The organism is Shimia thalassica (assembly GCF_001458215.1).
Taxonomy (GTDB): domain Bacteria; phylum Pseudomonadota; class Alphaproteobacteria; order Rhodobacterales; family Rhodobacteraceae; genus Shimia; species Shimia thalassica.
The window spans coordinates 652,792-669,383 of the sequence record NZ_CYTW01000002.1; the positions used below are offsets into that span (position 1 = coordinate 652,792).

Annotated in this window: 17 protein-coding genes; 4 read left to right on the forward strand and 13 right to left on the reverse strand. The window is 55.1% G+C overall.

Translation table 11 applies throughout. From position 1 onward, the window contains the following. Positions 1 to 35: 35 nt before the first annotated feature. The 3 genes from PH7735_RS13065 (at position 36) to PH7735_RS13075 (ending at position 3,515) form a co-directional block, all read left to right on the forward strand. Entirely contained in the window at positions 36 to 1,421 is a 1,386-nt protein-coding gene (locus PH7735_RS13065; RefSeq protein WP_058311802.1) for an FAD-binding oxidoreductase, read from the forward strand. A gap of 63 nt (positions 1,422 to 1,484) precedes the next feature. After that, positions 1,485 to 2,558 (forward strand): AbrB family transcriptional regulator, encoded by a 1,074-nt coding sequence (locus PH7735_RS13070; RefSeq protein ID WP_058311803.1) that lies wholly within the window; start codon positions 1,485 to 1,487, stop codon positions 2,556 to 2,558. A gap of 9 nt (positions 2,559 to 2,567) precedes the next feature. Continuing rightward, positions 2,568 to 3,515, forward strand: coding sequence for a formylglycine-generating enzyme family protein (locus PH7735_RS13075; protein WP_058311804.1), 948 nt, complete (start codon positions 2,568 to 2,570; stop codon positions 3,513 to 3,515). Positions 3,516 to 3,545: 30 nt separating this feature from the next. Here PH7735_RS13075 and PH7735_RS13080 read toward each other — a convergent pair whose 3' ends face one another. The 13 genes from PH7735_RS13080 to PH7735_RS13135 form a co-directional block, all read right to left on the reverse strand. Continuing rightward, entirely contained in the window at positions 3,546 to 4,211 is a 666-nt protein-coding gene (locus tag PH7735_RS13080; protein ID WP_158503227.1) for a GntR family transcriptional regulator, read from the reverse strand. Positions 4,212 to 4,233: 22 nt separating this feature from the next. Beyond that, complete coding sequence (locus PH7735_RS13085) at positions 4,234 to 5,337, reverse strand: glycine cleavage T C-terminal barrel domain-containing protein (RefSeq protein ID WP_058311806.1); 1,104 nt, start codon at positions 5,335 to 5,337, stop codon at positions 4,234 to 4,236. Positions 5,338 to 5,422: 85 nt separating this feature from the next. Continuing rightward, positions 5,423 to 6,496 (reverse strand): Rieske 2Fe-2S domain-containing protein, encoded by a 1,074-nt coding sequence (locus tag PH7735_RS13090; protein ID WP_058311807.1) that lies wholly within the window; start codon positions 6,494 to 6,496, stop codon positions 5,423 to 5,425. Continuing rightward, the gene (gene panB, locus PH7735_RS13095) at positions 6,493 to 7,347 is read right to left on the reverse strand and encodes a 3-methyl-2-oxobutanoate hydroxymethyltransferase (protein WP_058311808.1); all 855 of its coding nucleotides are present in this window, start codon (positions 7,345 to 7,347) and stop codon (positions 6,493 to 6,495) included. The genes PH7735_RS13090 and panB overlap by 4 nt, the downstream gene beginning before the upstream one ends. A gap of 473 nt (positions 7,348 to 7,820) precedes the next feature. After that, positions 7,821 to 9,353, reverse strand: coding sequence for an FAD-binding domain-containing protein (locus PH7735_RS13100; protein ID WP_058311809.1), 1,533 nt, complete (start codon positions 9,351 to 9,353; stop codon positions 7,821 to 7,823). A 10-nt stretch (positions 9,354 to 9,363) separates the two neighbouring features. Beyond that, complete coding sequence (locus PH7735_RS13105; RefSeq protein WP_058311810.1) at positions 9,364 to 9,588, reverse strand: DUF2805 domain-containing protein; 225 nt, start codon at positions 9,586 to 9,588, stop codon at positions 9,364 to 9,366. Further along, positions 9,572 to 10,825, reverse strand: coding sequence for an FAD-binding domain-containing protein (locus PH7735_RS13110; protein ID WP_058311811.1), 1,254 nt, complete (start codon positions 10,823 to 10,825; stop codon positions 9,572 to 9,574). Before PH7735_RS13110 ends, PH7735_RS13105 begins: the two co-directional genes overlap by 17 nt. Further along, positions 10,822 to 11,025 carry a DUF2256 domain-containing protein gene (locus tag PH7735_RS20335; RefSeq protein ID WP_370737387.1) on the reverse strand — a complete coding sequence of 68 codons (204 nt, stop codon included), beginning with the start codon at positions 11,023 to 11,025 and terminating at the stop codon, positions 10,822 to 10,824. Before PH7735_RS20335 ends, PH7735_RS13110 begins: the two co-directional genes overlap by 4 nt. Further along, positions 10,976 to 12,508 carry a cryptochrome/photolyase family protein gene (locus tag PH7735_RS13115; RefSeq protein WP_058311812.1) on the reverse strand — a complete coding sequence of 511 codons (1,533 nt, stop codon included), beginning with the start codon at positions 12,506 to 12,508 and terminating at the stop codon, positions 10,976 to 10,978. Before PH7735_RS13115 ends, PH7735_RS20335 begins: the two co-directional genes overlap by 50 nt. A 14-nt stretch (positions 12,509 to 12,522) precedes the next feature. After that, positions 12,523 to 13,035 (reverse strand): aggregation factor core, encoded by a 513-nt coding sequence (locus PH7735_RS13120; protein WP_145865329.1) that lies wholly within the window; start codon positions 13,033 to 13,035, stop codon positions 12,523 to 12,525. Between the two features lie 287 nt (positions 13,036 to 13,322). Further along, complete coding sequence (locus PH7735_RS13125; RefSeq protein ID WP_058311813.1) at positions 13,323 to 13,994, reverse strand: hypothetical protein; 672 nt, start codon at positions 13,992 to 13,994, stop codon at positions 13,323 to 13,325. Beyond that, positions 13,995 to 15,395: a selenium-binding protein SBP56-related protein gene (locus tag PH7735_RS13130; RefSeq protein ID WP_058311814.1), complete on the reverse strand. Its 1,401-nt coding sequence runs from the start codon at positions 15,393 to 15,395 to the stop codon at positions 13,995 to 13,997. It lies immediately after the preceding gene. Positions 15,396 to 15,475: 80 nt separating this feature from the next. Then, positions 15,476 to 16,234, reverse strand: a complete 759-nt coding sequence (locus PH7735_RS13135; protein WP_082645236.1) for an IclR family transcriptional regulator — start codon at positions 16,232 to 16,234, stop codon at positions 15,476 to 15,478. A gap of 90 nt (positions 16,235 to 16,324) precedes the next feature. Between PH7735_RS13135 and PH7735_RS13140 the strand changes: the two genes are divergently transcribed. Then, positions 16,325 to 16,592: alcohol dehydrogenase catalytic domain-containing protein (locus tag PH7735_RS13140; RefSeq protein WP_158503229.1), on the forward strand; the 268-nt coding region annotated here is incomplete at its 3' end.

The window sequence follows — 16,592 nt, forward strand, 5'->3', positions numbered from 1 at the left end:
ACGGCGTCTATAAAAATTCAACACGAGGATCTGCCATGACGCAGGACACTATTTCTTTGGCTTTGGCTGAGTTGCGCGACCTTCTGGGTGACCGTTTGTCCACGGGTCAATCCGTGCGCGAAATCCATGGTCGTGACGAAGCCTATTCCACACCCGCCTTACCCGACGGCGTGGCCTTTCCGGAAAGCACGGCCGAGGTGTCGGCGATCATGAAGATTTGCTCGGCACATAAAATACCCGTTGTTCCCTTTGGAATCGGTACGTCGCTGGAGGGCCACGTGATCCCGATCCATGGCGGGATCAGCATCGATACCAGCCGGATGAACAAGGTTCTGGAAATCCACGAAAGCGATTTGGACGCGGTTGTGCAACCCGGTGTCACACGGACGCAGTTGAACGACAACCTGCGCGCGACGGGCTTGATGTTCACGGTCGATCCGGGCGCGGACGCCACGCTGGGCGGCATGGCCTCGACCCGCGCATCGGGGACCAATACCGTGCGTTATGGCACCATGCGTGAAAACGTTCTGGCGCTTGAGGTTGTGCTGCCGGATGGCAGAGTGATCAACACAGGGTCGCGCGCGCGGAAATCCTCGGCCGGATATGACCTGACCCATCTGTTCGTGGGGTCCGAGGGCACCTTGGGCATCATCACCGAACTGACCGTGCGCCTGTTCGGGCGGCCGGATACCGAGCTTTCGGCCACCTGTGCCTTTGAAACCATTGATGATGCCGTGAACACGGTGATCATGGCCATTCAAATGGGGCTGCCCATGGCCCGGATCGAGCTTTTGGACGACGTGCAGATGAAGGGCATGAATATCTTCAACCCTGATCTGAACCTTCCCGAAAAACCGCATCTTTTCCTCGAATTTCACGGGTCCGAGGCGGGTGTCAAAGAACAGGTGGACCTGTTCGAAAGCGTCGCGGAAGAATTCGGAGTGTCCGGCTTTGGCTGGGCGACGAAACTGGAAGATCGCGAGCGACTTTGGCAGGCACGTCACAACGCCTATTACGCGGGCAAGTCGCTGCGCAAAGGCTGCGAAGGCGTTGTCACAGATTGCTGCGTTCCCATTTCAGCGCTGGCAGATTGTATTGCGCGCACCAAAGAGCTGATCGCCGACTCCGGCCTGATCGCCCCGATCGTGGGGCATGTTGGTGACGGAAACTACCACCTCTTGATCCTGATCGACCCTGGCAATGCCGACGAAATGGCCCGTGCCAAGCAACTGGCCTCCGATGTGAATCGGGCGGCGCTTTCCTTTGGAGGCACGGTGACGGGCGAACACGGCGTCGGAACCGGCAAGAAGAAATACATGGCGGAAGAACACGGAGAAGCTTACCAGTTGATGGCCCAGCTGAAGCAGTCCATTGATCCGCTGAACATCATGAACCCCGGGAAGCTGGTATCGGTGAACTGACCGGAAACCCCATGAAATGCTGCGACACGCCGAGTTACTCTGCCAAACAGAACCGCTATCCGCATGACAGACCTCAGATCCAAAGCTCTGCAATTGACACTGGTCCTCGCAACAGCGTTGGCGGGGGCTTTTGCGGCGCTTGCGATGGGGTGGCCCATTCCCTTCCTTCTTGGAAGCCTGGTGGCCACTGCGGTCCTTGCGCTGACATTCGCCGCGCGCACAGGGCGCCCGGTTTTCTTCCCCACGCTCTTGCGGCAGGTGTTCATTGCCGTGATCGGTACGATGATTGGCACGACCTTCACGCCCGAAGTGTTGTCCTTGGCGCCAACCCTTGCCGTCACACTGTGTGCGATGATGGGTTTTGTCGTTCTGGCGCAGGCGTCGAACTATGTCATTTTTCACTATCTGGGCGGCTATGACCGGCCAACCTCGTTCTATGCTGCCATGCCGGGCGGGTTGATCGAAGCCGTGGAAATGGGGACGAAAGCGGGCGGAGATGTCGAGACCCTGAGCATCCAGCATTTCGTGCGTATCGTACTGGTGATCCTGATTGTTCCCCTGCTTTTTCTGGTGGTGACCGGAGAAGCGGTGGGCAGCGCCGCGAGCCAGACACTCGAAAAGGGTGCATCCGACTGGCGGGATTGGCTGATGGTGGCTTTGATCGCCCCCGTTGGCCTTTGGATCGGCAAAGCCTCGCGATTGCCAGCAGCCCCGCTTCTTGGTCCTTTGGTTTTAACGGCGATCCTGCAATCTTCGGGGGTCATCGATCTGGGCGGGCCTCCGGCACTTCTCAACCTGGCCCAGCTGATCGTCGGTGCGAGCCTCGGCGCGCAGTTTGCCAAGACCACCCCGCGACGCTTGCTGTGGGCTCTCGCGCTGGGGTTTGTATCGGTCATGGTGACGCTTGCCATTGCGTCGGGCTTTGCATTGATGCTGGGACAGTTCATTTCAGTGTCTTTCCAGACATTGCTGATCAGCTTTGCTCCCGGCGGGGTCACCGAGATGAGCCTGATCGCGCTAAGCCTCGGGGTCAGTCCGGTTCTTGTCTCGACCCATCACCTGTTTCGCATATTATTCACCGTGGGTCTGGCCGGTTTGCTGTTCAAGCGGCTTGGAAATGGCTCGCCAGAAACCTAAGTTTACTCCATGCAACCAGACACGAAAAAAGGCAGCTGCTGTAGCCCCTCACGAAGTGCGGGGGCCGACACGCCCCTTGCCGCGCCCATCGCCACCGGTGGAAAACGCATACCGGACGATGCCGTGCACATTCCGGGCGGCAGGTCGTTCACTGGCACCAGCCGCCCCGAGATCCCGGATGACGGCGAAGACCCGGTGCGGAACACCCGCGTGAAACCCTTTCGCATCGGGGCAACCACGGTCACGAACGCGCAATTCGCCGCGTTCATCAGCGAGACCGGCTATGTCACCGAAGCCGAACGCTTTGGCTGGTCCTTCGTCTTCTGGATGCAGGTGCCGGAAGGGCTTGGTCCGACATTGGGCGTCAAGGACGTCGAATGGTGGCGGCGCGTGGATGGCGCCAACTGGCGTGACATCAACGGACCGGGCACCATGGATGCCGTCTGGAAGCCAGACCATCCCGTCGTTCAAATGTCTTGGAACGATGCGCAGGCCTATGCCAAATGGGCAGGAGGCCGCCTTCCGACCGAGGCCGAGTGGGAACATGCCGCTCGCGGTGGGTTGGGTGACGTACGTTTTCCCTGGGGTGACCGCGAACCCGATGATGCCGATTTCCAACCCTGCAATATCTGGCAGGGTGATTTCCCCAAAACCAACAGCGCGAAAGACGGTTTCGTCACCACTGCCCCAGCCAGACACTATGAGCCGAATGGCTATGGCTTGTACAATGTCGTGGGCAATGTCTGGGAATGGACGGCCGACGCCTATCGCATCAAGTCCTTGAAGAAACACGTGCGCCAGCGGCTTGCGACGATGAAAGGTTATAAACTGTCCAAAGGCGGATCGTTTCTGTGTCACGTATCATATTGCTACCGCTACAGGATCGCCGCACGGTCCGGCACTTCGCCGGACAGCACGACCACTCACCAAGGTTTTCGTGTGGTATGGCCCGAGTAAGCCAGGTCATGCGGCAAAGGGCGATGCCGCTCAGGTTGGCAAATTCAGGTTGTTGATGTGCTCGGACAGGCGCGCCAGCAAAAGCGGTTTGTCACGGTGCGTCAAGGCCTCGATCATGCCCTCGTGTTGTTCGACCAACAGTTGCAGGCTGGTGAACTCGATGTCGTAGGCGCGGGCCAGCTGGAAATGCATATGGTCGAAAGACAGGTTCCGGTATTGCTCGACAATGAAATCGTTGCGGGCCAGCCCGACGAGGATCATGTGGAACTCGCCATTCAGGCGCCCCCAGTCGACTTTGGCTTTTTCATTTTCGCTGCTGGCGATCTTGCGCATCCTGTCATTGAGGCGGCGCAGGGCCTTGATGTCGGCATCGGTCACATTGTCAAAACCGAGATCCACCGCTGCCAGCTCGAACATTTCGCGGAACTGCACGAACTGGGCAAATTCCCGGGTCGTCGGTTTGTCGGCGACAAAGTAGCCCCGGTTCGGCTCGACCCGCACAAGACGCGAGGCCAGCAGGCGGGCCAGGGCCTCGCGTACGGGGATCAGGCTGACCCCATGGGCATCGGCGATCTTTTTCACACCGATATGGGCGCCCGGAGCATAGTCGCCTGCCAGAATGTCGTCGCGGATGATCACCACCAGCCGGTCAACCAGACTTCCCGGATCGGTAAGTTTCCCTCGGGTTCGGGGCACGCCTTGTCCTCGTTGCTGCTTCTCACACAAATGGCAGATCGCAGATCGTGCCGGGCACCGGCTCGCCGTTTCTGACCACCTCGACCTTATCTCCGATCTGCACGCTGCGCGAGACCAGAACGAAGCCGATGACCGCATGCAATTGCGGCGACCAGCCGCCGTTGGTCATGCTGCCGACCTTCTTGCCGTCCACCAGCACGTCACACCAGGTCGCGTGGCCGGTTTGCGTGGACCAGTCATCCAGTTTGACACCCAATTGATGGCGCGCGGGGCCGTCTGCATGAATGCGACGCAGGGCCTTGATGCCGATGACATCATCTTCCAGATCCAGATCGACATATTTGTCCAGTCGCACCTCGAACGGGTTGGTCATGTCATCGGTGTCGCCGCCATATGACAGCAATCCACTCTCGATCCGCTCGATCGGATTGGGGTTGCCCGGCCCGATGCCCCACGGCTGCCCGGCCTCGCGGATGATGTTCCACAGATCAACACCCCGCCGGCCGTCCGTCAGATAAAGTTCGAAACCACCCTGCTTGGAAAACCCCGAACGCGCGATCTTGACCGGAATACCGTCAATTTGTGCATCGGCGAACCAGAAGAACTTGATCGTCCTCACCCAATCTCCAAAGATCGAGGCCACAACATCTTCGGCCTTGGGGCCCTGTACCGCAAGCGGCGAAACATCCGGTTCGCTGACCTTCACGTTCAGCCCGCGTTCGGCAGCAATGCCACGCGCCCACATCAGCATGTTGTTGTCGGCAATCGACAGCCAGAACAGATCGTCCGCGATTTTCAGAACCACCGGATCGTTGATCAGCACGCCCCGGTGGTCGCACATGGGCACGTATTTGCCCTGTCCCGGAAAACAGCCCGAAAGGTCACGCACGGACAGGATCTGCGCCAGACGTGCAGCGTCCGGTCCTTCAATCTGAACCTGTCTCTGCACCGCGACGTCCCACATGCTGACGCCATGCATGAGCCGGTCGTACTCGGCCATGGGGTCGCCATAGGACACCGGCATCAGCATCCGGTTATAGGGGGAAAAGGCGGTGACACCCTCGTTCAGTGTCGCCTCGTAGAACGGCGATGTGCGCAGACGGGTATTGGGTCCAATCTCTGCCATTTGGAAAGACCTTGCTTGAGGGGACACGCCCCTTGGGGTTGAGGGGGGGGGGAAGGGGCCGCCAAAGCGCCCCCGCCATGAAGGATCAAGCGCTGCGTTCCGCGTCCAGCTTGCGTTTCAGGATCTGGCGCACACGCACGCCTGCGCCATCTGCGCCAAGGTTGATTTCGGGGAACTCCAACCCCCGGGGATCCTGCGAGACCAGCGCCTGGATCTTCTGTAACAGATCCTTGTCCTCGTTGAAGGCACCAAGAATGTTGGCCTTGGTCTGCTCCAGCACCTCGTCGCTCACATCCGGCACGTCAAACGCGGCAGCGAAGAAGTAATGTGTCTCGCCCCGCTTGCCCGGTGTCACGATATGTGCGCCGCGCACGAGGTAATCCGCGCGTTCGCCCGGTACCGCGTCGATGTCATGCACGTTCCAGTCCGAGAAGGACACGGCCAGCGATGGCATCCGCCCTTCCTGTTCGCGTTTGACGATCTTGCCATCGGGAAACCCGAAACCGGCACAGAACAGCGGTGACAGGGGCGAGGGCTCGAAATCCTGCCGATAGACGATGGTTTCGCCTTCCATGGACACTTCAGCCGGGTTTTCCCAATCCCCCTGTTTGAAGGTCTTGGCATGCAGAAAGGCGATATGGGTCAGGTCCAGAACGTTTTCGCGGATCAGAACCCAGTTGGCATCGACCTCCATATAGGCCGTGACGACCGACCAGTCCGGGTTGGTCTGATAGCCCATGTCCACCGGATCATGGTCGATCTTGTCCGGATCGCCCATCCAGATCCACAGGAAACGGCCCGCTTCGCGCATCGGATAGCTTTGCACGCGCGCTGTTTTCGGGATCATCTTCTGGGTCGGCACGCGTGTGCATACCCCGTCCGCGCCGAACTCCATGCCGTGATAGGGGCACACCAGCTGATCGTCGATCACACGGCCTTCGGACAGCGGGGCCCAGCGATGCGGGCAGCGATTGTCAAGCGCCACCGGCGTGCCATCTGCCTTGCGATACATCACCACCGGTTTTTCCAGAAGCCAGCGGGCCAGAGGCTTGTCCGTCACCTCGTCCACATGGGCCGCACACCACCACATGTTGCGCGGATAATTGTCATCGAGCATCCCGTTCGGGATCAGTTGAGCGCCCTTGGTCAGTTCGTTCATTCTCTCTCCTCCCTGAGAATGTCGGCAAGCCGTTGTGCCTCGTCCGGTTTCATCTGATAGGAATGGTCTTCGTCCGGAAACGCGCCGGTTCGGACATCGTCGGCATAGTCCGAAAACGCCTGTACCGCGACATCGGCCATGTTGGCATAGCGTTTGGCAAACTTGGGCTTGAACGTGTCAAATGCGCCCAGAAGATCATAGCCGTTCAGCATCTGTGCCGTGCCTGCGGCCCCGGCGCCGATGGAAAAGGTAAAGATGTCTACCGCCTCGTCCACGGCCTTGCTGACCTCGTAGGGCATCGCCTCGATCTCAAGCCCGATGGCGCCGGCCTCTTCGATTGCGCGGGCATTGTCGATGATTTCCAATGCGGCTTCGGCGGTGCGCCCCTGCATCTTGAAGCCTCCGAACTTGTGCACGTAATGGGGCAGCAGGCCGACATGGCTCATCACCGGCACACCGGCGTCGGCCACGGCCTTGATGATATCGAATTTCTCGCGCCCACCCTGTAGTTTCACCGCATCGCAGCCGCTTTCCTTCATCAGGCGCACCGCGTTTGTCACGGCCATGTCAGGCGTCGCATATGAGCCGTAAGGCATGGATACGAAACACATGGTGTTGGGCGCCCCGCGCCGCACGGCCCTTGTGTGGGCAATCATGTGATCCACGGTCATCGCCAACGTGTTTTCATGGCCATAAAGGGTCATCCCCAGACTATCGCCCACACCGACAATATCGACGCCCGCGCGCTCGGCCCAAGCGGCAGTCAGAACTTCTCCGACAGCCACCATCACGAGCCGCTCTCCGGTGCGTTTCTTTTCGGCAAGGTCAGGAATGGTTAGTTTCGCGCGCATGAGGTCCTCCCAGAATCACCGATATATTATATATAATATTTAATTCTGGAAGTATTTTCCTGTCCGTCGATCAGATGCTTCGCTTGGAACGGACAGTTTCGATAAGACAGGTTTGCGCCAACACTATTCGAATAGGCGGGGCCGAGCTTACCAGTGTTTTACACCAGCGCAGTGGTTGTCCCCTTTGCTACGCGACGTCGCAGCATGTCAGAAATGAAAAAACGGCAGCATTGGGCCGTTGGTGCCGATCGACATAACCGGCGGGATGCAGACGTTCGCCGCATTGGCGAAGCCTTCAGAAGGGCGATGCAAAAGCGGACATTGTCATTGCAATGGTCAATTTAACTTAGCCATTTGAGATGCCCGTCCTTCTGGGACGTGCAGAGACCCGATGCCGCCATGGTCGCTTCGAGCGAAAGCCAAACATAAGTTGCGGCTCTGTGAAATAATCTGATCCGCGCGCTGAGCAACGTTTAAAACAATGATAACTGCCTTGTGTCGTCATTTTTCTTGCGCGCTCCCTGCATGGAAGAACGATTTCGGCTTCCTAGTTTTTGGTAAACTGCGTTGGCGGATGCTCGAAAATTGCGTCCATTGCGCACTTCTGAAATTCGTTTTTTAGCGACTCTCGCTGCAACTTCATGATCAACAATACGTTCAGGGTAATCGCGCCCTACCTTAAAATCGAGATTTTCAATCAATGTGCGCTCCCAAGTCCATGGCGTGTGGATGAATTCGCTTGGCACGGCTTTGAGTTCGGGAACCCATTTTCGGATAAACGCGCCTGAAGGGTCATGCTCTTTCGATTGTTTGACAGGGTTGTACACACGCATTGCGTTGATACCGGTCACACCAGATTGCATTTGAAGCTGGCTGTAGTGAATTCCGGGTTCATAGTCGGTAAATATCTTCGCTAAATGATGCCCTGTCATGCGCCAATCGAGCCATAACTGATAGCTTGCAAAGCTCACCAACATCGCACGCATTCGAAAGGTGATCCATCCTTCGCTTACAAGGTTGCGCATGCACGCATCGATGAATGGGTATCCGGTTTGTCCGGTTGCCCACGCTTCAAAATACGCTTCGTTGTGCTCGTTCTCGCGTAGACCTTCGAAGGCTGGGTGCATACATTTTGTTTCAATCTCTGGCTGGTCTTCGATTTTCTGAACGAAATGACATCTCCAAGCCAGACGCGAACCAAAAGCGCTCAAGTTACGGCCAAAGTTCTTTTTTTCTAACGGTGACAACTGAGCGCGGCGTTTCGCAAGCGATTGCACGACTTCGCGTACAGACAAAGATCCCCAAGCAAGATGCGCTGAGAGCCGCGAGCAGTTGATTTCAGACGCGCCTGGGGCAGAGATATGGGACAGGTATCGTTGTGAACGCAGCATTAGGAAACTGCGTAGATCTTCAACTGCCGCCTCTCTCCCACCCTTTTGGACCCTCCCGACAAGGGGCGCGCCAAATAATGGACACTCCTTTTCAGGTAAAGCATCCGTGTTTATCGGCGCCGATATAAGCCCTTTGACCTTTGGCAGTAGATCTTCGGCCATGCGGGTGTTTCTGATCCTCGACCAATCATCGCGGCTACGCAATCGACGTACAACGCCGTTGGATGGAAATTCATGCAGCGTGATTTTTCGATCTGCACAAAGCCGTGACACGGAAAGATCACGTGCATACGTCCATTCGTTTCCCGTTTCTTCATGGGCAAAGATATCAGTGATACCATGTGTGCGCTGCAGGCTGTCGATGACCTCAACCGCGTCGCCTACCTTTATGATAAGCGGTTGCCCAAGGTCAGTCAGACGTTTGTTCAGGTCAACGAGGCAGTCGTGGATGAAGTGCCAGTGACGTCGTGATGCGAAGGGTTGTTGCCAGTATTCGGGTTCGACGATGTAAAGAGGGATTACAGTGCGATCTAAGTGTGATGCCGCCAACAACGGCGCGTGATCTCGGACGCGCAGATCTCGTTTGAACCAAACAATGCAGGGAGGTTGTGACATCAAGGAGAGCCTACTTATACGCTTGTCTGCGATCCCCAAAGGACCGAACGCGCCTGCGCCATGCTTTGTAGCTTCCGCTTTTCAACTCACGTCGCATCAGAGTTTTCACTTGGCTGTCGCTGATTCCGTATTCGGCTTGGATGTCGGAGAAGCTTGTGTGGTCTGACAGCGCCATTTCAATCACTCCGCTGATGAGATCTGGGGACAGTTCGGTGAAGTTAGAATGTTTGGGCATCGGAGACTCCAAGGTCTGACAAAATGGACGGGATCATTTTCTTAAGCTTAAAGAAGCCCTTCGTCGCATGGGGCCACGTGATCGTATCATAGGGGCGCTGTTGCTGGTGGAGGGTAATACCCTCCTGTGCCAAAACATTTTGCAGGTTTGCCAGTTTTGTTGCGCTGGGTCCAACTGGCGCAAATGCCGTTAAAACCTGAGACGTGCCAGCCTGCTCTGCGGCTGTGATAACCGTGGACGTCCAATCGTTTGTAACGGTAGCATTCTCCTGCCCGCCAAGCCGTAACACCGCATCTGCCACGGCACCTTTTTTGAAGGTGGCGGACTTTGCGCTTTGATCCGCTTCGCGCGGGGATACCAACCCGACAACATCTTTCGGCGTTCCAGATATGAAGGTTTCTGGCTGGCAATCTTCCTCTGTTATCAAAAATAGGAAATCTTTTTGAATAGGTGATTGCGATGGCACGAACGGAACGAAAGGATGGATATCGTTCTCAATCAACGGCTCTGCAGTTTGGGCCAACTGGCCGATTGGTTCAAAAGTACCTCGCGTGTATTTGGCTATGTTGGATGGTCGCGCCAGATATGTCTTTCCTTTGGTGTGAAGCCCACCGACCCAGCGCCAGCTCAGCGTATTTGACGCCGGATCGCCGTCAATCAAATGTGTCAGGAAAAAATGCGCGCCCAGTTCCCACGGCAGACGCAACGTGAAAATCCAGATCGAAGCAAACCACATGCGCGCGTGATTGTGTAGATATCCGGTTTCTTTCAACTCATGACACCAATGGTCAAAGCAAGTAATTCCCGTGCGACCGCCAATGGCGCTTTGGTAATCCGTGTTGTGATGCACGTTGCGTTCTAATCCATTCTGCGCTGTCCGAAGGCCACTTTGGTACCCCGTCCAAACGCTAGGATGTTGTTGCATCCAGCCTTTGAAATATCCGCGCCAGAAGACCTCTTGGATGAATTTCATTGCAGCATTGGGGCTGTGCCGCGCAAGCGTATGCGCCAGCACCTCTTCTTCGGTTATCAGGCGATGCCGTATCCACGGTGATAAAGCAGAGACCGTGCTACGCTCGGTCGGACCAAGGTCATAGTTTCGGCTTGCTGTGTAATGGGCCGATGTGCGCGATGCGAAGTCATCTAACCGCGCGAGACCGGCCTGTCTTGTCGGTTCAAATGCAACGGTCTCTGGATGGCCGAGGAGATCGGCATACACGTCTTCTGTTGTCGTCATTTTGAACCATCCTTGATGATTTGCGCATGGATCGAGCCCCGAGTCCAGCGGCAGCGCTCAGAGCAATATTTGACCTCGTCCCAGACCTTTGCCCATTTCTTTCGCCACGCGAATGGCCGCCCGCAGGTTACGCAGGTTTTCTGCGGCAGGTCAGACTTTTTCATTGGCTTGCAACGCATTGAAAAACCGCCCGCTGTCATCTTGTATCGCCTGGCGTTTTTCGTCGTTCATCCGATCAAGGCTCTTATACATAAAGCCCATGCGCGGATTCCCACGCAGTTTAACATCATTGCGCGCCACGAAGTCCCAATAAAGGTAATTGAACGGGCACGCCTTTGGCCCATTCTTGACTGTTGGTTTGTATGTGCACGACCCACAATAGTTGGACATTTTGTTGATGTAGCTGCCGCTGGCTGCATACGGTTTCGAGGCAAGCAGTCCCCCGTCGGCAAACAGGATCATGCCCAAAACACTTGGCAGCTCAACCCATTCATAGGCATCCGCATAAACCAGCAGATACCATTCGTTGACCTCATCGGGATCCAACCCCACCAAGAGCGCGAAATTCCCCAGCACCATGAGGCGTTGAATATGATGTGCATAAGCATTCTGTTTCGTTTCCGTGATGCACTGCCGCATGCAGTTCATCATCGTGTCGCCGGTCCAATAGAATTCTGGAAGCGCGCGTTCTGCTTCAAGGAAGTTCGCGGCTTTGTAGTCCGGCATTTTCAGCCAGTAAATACCGCGAACATATTCACGCCAGCCAAGGATCTGGCGAATGAAGCCTTCGACCGCGTTTAGAGGGGCGGTCCCATCATGATAGGCCGCCTCGGCGCGCGAAATACATTCCAGCGGGTTCAAAAGACCGCAGTTCAGGTAAAGCGCAATATGGCTGTGATACATCCACGGTTCGCCTTCGATCATTACGTCTTGATAGTCACCGAACAAGCGCAAACGTCGGGCGATAAATTCATCAAGAGCCGCTAAAGCTTGATCGCGGGTTACAGCGAAATGAAAGGGAAACAGATCACCGAAATGGTCCGGAAAATAAGTTTCGACAAGGGCAATGACATCTTGTGTGATCCCGTCCGGATCAGACTTGTATGTCTCTGGAATATCCATGCCATTCGTCGGCGGTTTCCTGTTCTCTGCATCGTAATTCCATTGGCCGCCAATCGGTTCCTCAGCATCCATCAAGATTGAGTATTTGCGCCGCATTTCGCGGTAAAAGTATTCCATCCGCAATTGTTTGCGACCAACGGCCCAACGGACGAAATCGTCTGTCGAACACAAGAACCGATCGTCTTCGCGCATCACAACAGGCACAGAAAGATCATCAGCCAGAACATCAAATTCGCTTTGCAATCGATGCTCACCGGGTCTTGCAAGGACCAACTCATCACATTGATGAAGGTTGATGGCCTTTTTGATTTCACCTAGCAGCGACCCGCTGTTGTTCGGATCGTCATAGGTCACATAGCGCACCTGCAGCCCTCGATCCCTAAGCTCACGCGCGAAATGACGCATCGCGCTGAACACAAATGCGATCTTCTTTTTGTGGTACTTCACATAGGTTGCTTCTTGCCGAACCTCGCACATTAAGATCAAATCATCGCTTGCGACATCTGACAGGCTTGACGTCGACAGACTAAGCTGATCACCGAGGATAAGACGAAGTTTCATCTACTGATGGACCGCTATGCGTCGCAGCTTGGCGTGAATATCAGTACCTGCGCCTCGGTATCCATCGCCGCAGAATAGGTGCCTCCGGCTGCATACAACGAAACCGTCGTTCCGCTGATTTCGCTATCGGCGACCGTGATCGCACGAGTGCCAATTGTATCGTCAACATCGATTGTGAAGGCGATTGTCTTACTCACACCGAGGCCGAACATGTCAAACACTGCGCGCTGATCACCATCTTTGACCGAGGGCTGTGCCATCAAATATTCCGCGACTGATGTAACTTCGAAAGGCTGAAAGACCTTAACGCCCGGACCTTCGTTCGTGACATCAAATATCAAACCTGCACTCGAATTGACAAAATCAATCGCAAATTGCCCTGCGCCCAACGCGCAATAGCCAACGTTTGTTATTACGAAACGATCTTTCGGCGCACCTTCGATAAACTCGACTTGCAAATCTGCTGTTGCAGAGCCTGCAAGCGCCACAGTCGTAATGATGCTGAGCGGTAAGGTGAACTTCTTCATGTTTGGTCTCCAAAAAAAACGTTTGGAGTGTTACGCTTCAAGGATCGCCATGGATCAATAAGACAGAATTTGAAAGCTACTTAAATTTTGACACTCTTCCTACTAACTTGGCGACGTTGGCTTCTAAAAATGTAGCAATGTCTGGTTTGAGCCATGATTTTGGAAGCGACTTTGTTCGCTTCTTCAAACCAGACCTTAGCCGCGGGAGGCCTTGAGGTCCACTGAGCGGGACGAAGGACTATACACATAAACGCATTCAAGGAGTGTCTTGAGCATCGCCACTGAAGTCAGTGGCCCAGATAGACGGAATATATTCCAAAAGCGCCAACGCCGATGAGACTTAATGCCCAAACAAGATCCAGATTAAACCAGGTTTTTGAAAGGAATTTCAATCCCAACCATTGGTATATGATCGTGGCAATGACCCCACCCGCCAAGGTCATAGACAACGTGTGAACCGCCGCCACGGTAAACGCAATCATCAGGTTGCTACCCATCAAAGTTTGCGCTGCAACATGGCCTGTTTCGCTAGTACCGACGGCGCAGATACCCAAAAAGATCGGGACAAGCATCAATCCAGCCCCATGTGCAAGGGCTGCAAGGAAAGACCAGAGTGCCAAACGCGCGGGATGCACACGGGCAAGAATCTTCGGATGCTGCCGATTGATCAGCAGGTAGATCCCCATTGCGATTACGATTAAGCCCGCCGCGACACGGATCTGCACCTGCCAATCGACAAGAAACACCATCAATGAAAATGGCAACAGGATTGCTGTCATCGATAAGAAATGCCCGAGCGCCAGCAGGGCAAGAGCCTTTGGCAATGCGGAATGTTTGCGTTCCATCAAAGCCGCAGAAACGGCCAGCGGCCAACCCATGCCGGGGTTGATACCATGGTAGACGCCCGAAAAAATGACGGCCCACCATAGGGCCGCCACTGAGATTGCCTCTGCTTCCATCTAGACGGACGGGTAACAGAAGCTGTCGGTCGAACAATCACCACCTTCAAGGCGAATTTGGTGAGACCGATAACCTTTCGGGAAATCAACATAGAAGTCGGGATCAAGTTCCAGACCTCCGTTTTCGCCGACTCGTGCCATAACCATCTGGCCGCCTTCGTCATCTGGGTAGAACTGGTCATCCCATGTCGAATACAGCGAATTGGTCCAATAGACGCGTTTGCCGTCACGGCTGATTTCGACCATCTGAGGCCCATACGCAAAGGGTTTGCCGTTTGGATGCGCTGCGCCTTTGGCAATGCCTCCTACCTCGACTTTACCGGTCAGAACGGGGTTCATCGGGTCAGATACATCATATTGATGCATCTCTCCTTGCCCCCAGCATGCCACATAAAGGTATTTGTCATCAAGGCTGAGGTCGATGTCCGTCACAAGTGGGGGCACAGCCTCAAATCCTTGAAGAAGCGGCGGAAGGTTCTCGGCCTTCTCGGGACGCGGGTCGATGGTAATGGTCTTTTTCGCCTGCCATTTGCCGTCATCATCACGCCACCATGTAAAGATAGCGCCTTGCAAATTGGTTGTATCAACCACAACGCCGCAGAACCCGTAAGATTTGGTCGGATCGTGGGCGGGACGGATCTCTAGTGCCATCTGGTGGTTTTCACCAAGGTCGATGGTCTGGATGTTTTTGCGCCCACGCAGATTCCAAAAGTGGATCGAGTGGCCATATTTGTTGGACAAAAGATCCTCTGGCACGATGCCGTTTTCAAACTGGGGTGGTAGGCCCCATTCTGAGCTGACCATGTAATCCTGAGGCAAGTTCCACCAGAAATCATAGTGTTTGTCCTGTGGTCCTCGATCCATCTCATAGCGGCCAATCACCTCGAAGCTTTCGCAATCCATAATGAAAATGCCGGGAGGTCCGTCGGTCCCATCCGGTCCACCACCGCCAAGGGTTGAGACATAGATACCCTCTGGGCCACAATGAATTGTATGCGGACGCGAATAGCCGGTTTTCTCGAAAATCTCCTCTGGTTCGATAATCTTGTGGATTTTCGCCTCAAGTGGTTCTTTCGCATCGATCACATAAATCCGGCTTGAGCGGATACCCGGAACGATCAGGTATCGACGTTCCAAAAAGGCGTGGCCGGTCAGGGGTGACAGCGAAGACGAGCATGCATTCCAACCGAAATGGTGGAATTCATCACCTTTGTTGGGCACAATAACTGTGTGCACAATCTCACCATACGTGTCTGATTTCTGATTAAGATCTACGACGGCGATGCCGTCTGACTCAGAGCCATCAGGGCTGAGCATGACCGTAAAGGCATAATTCTCAACGGGTGCTTGCATGGCGAGCTTAGGCGACGCGTGAAACGTCGGATCAGGTCTCAAATTCATTATGTTCTCCTCCCAGAGTGATTGCCCCGAAATTCCTGAGGCTTTTTCAAGCCGGATCACCGGCCCGGTACTTCAGTTGATTAAACCTCCGCTACATTGCAGAGCTGAATTGCTCCGCTGATTTTCTCTGCCAAATCGATAAGTTTGACGCCAATATCCTCCCGATATTGGGCTTCAAACCGCCTGATTGGCCCGACTGCACCGACGCTGAACGTTGCGCCGATGTTTCCGATCGTGATGGGGGCGGCAACACTTGCGACCCCCATATCGATTTCCTGATCGCACTCGGCGTATCCCCGCGCTGCGATGTCTTTGAACTCTGCCCGCAGGACTTCAGGTGTGGTTTTGGTATGTTCGGTATATGCCTTGAGCGTCTCTTGCAGGATTGTCTCTTGAAACTCGCCTTCCGTGAAAGCGGCAATTGCTTTGGAGCAGGAACAGGCGTGCATTGGCCGAACACCAAGGCCGGGATGTATGAACGCTCGCGCCGGATCGTCTGGCGTTTCAACGTGGATAATCTCGACCTTTCGATTGCGAAAACGCGCCAGAAATACGGTTTCGTTGAAATTGATCGCTGCGGTTTTCAAAAGTGGCGCGGCCGCCTTGCGTACATCCACATCTGCTTTGCCAAGAAGCGCGATCCGTATCAGCCGTTCTCCGATGACCACCTTGCCGTCCGCATCAGACTGTTCCAGCAGGCGCTGTTCCTGCAATGTCTGGACAAGACGATAGCAGGACGCCTTGGGCAAACCTGTTGCCTTTTGCAGCTCTGCCACCGTGATGGGGCGGCCAGCAATGGCAACCAGTTCGAGAAGGGCAATCATCCGTTCAAGATGCAAGTTGACGAATCCTCTCAAAAAACGAGACTGTGTCCCAAAATATGATAATAGAATGTTTCTTAATCAAGAAAAATCCGTGGGAGGATCAAAATGCGCACCAAAGCCGCCGTCGCCTTAGAAGCAGGCAAGCCCCTTGAAATCATGGAAGTGAACCTTGAAGGCCCGAAAAAAGGCGAGGTTCTAGTCGAAATCAAGGCCACGGGCCTGTGTCACACGGATGAGTTCACCCGCTCGGGCGCAGATCCTGAAGGGCTTTTTCCCTCGATCCTTGGTCATGAAGGCGCTGGTATCGTTATGGAAGTGGGCGAAGGCGTCACGACGCTGAAACCCGGCGACCATGTCATTCCGCTTTACACCC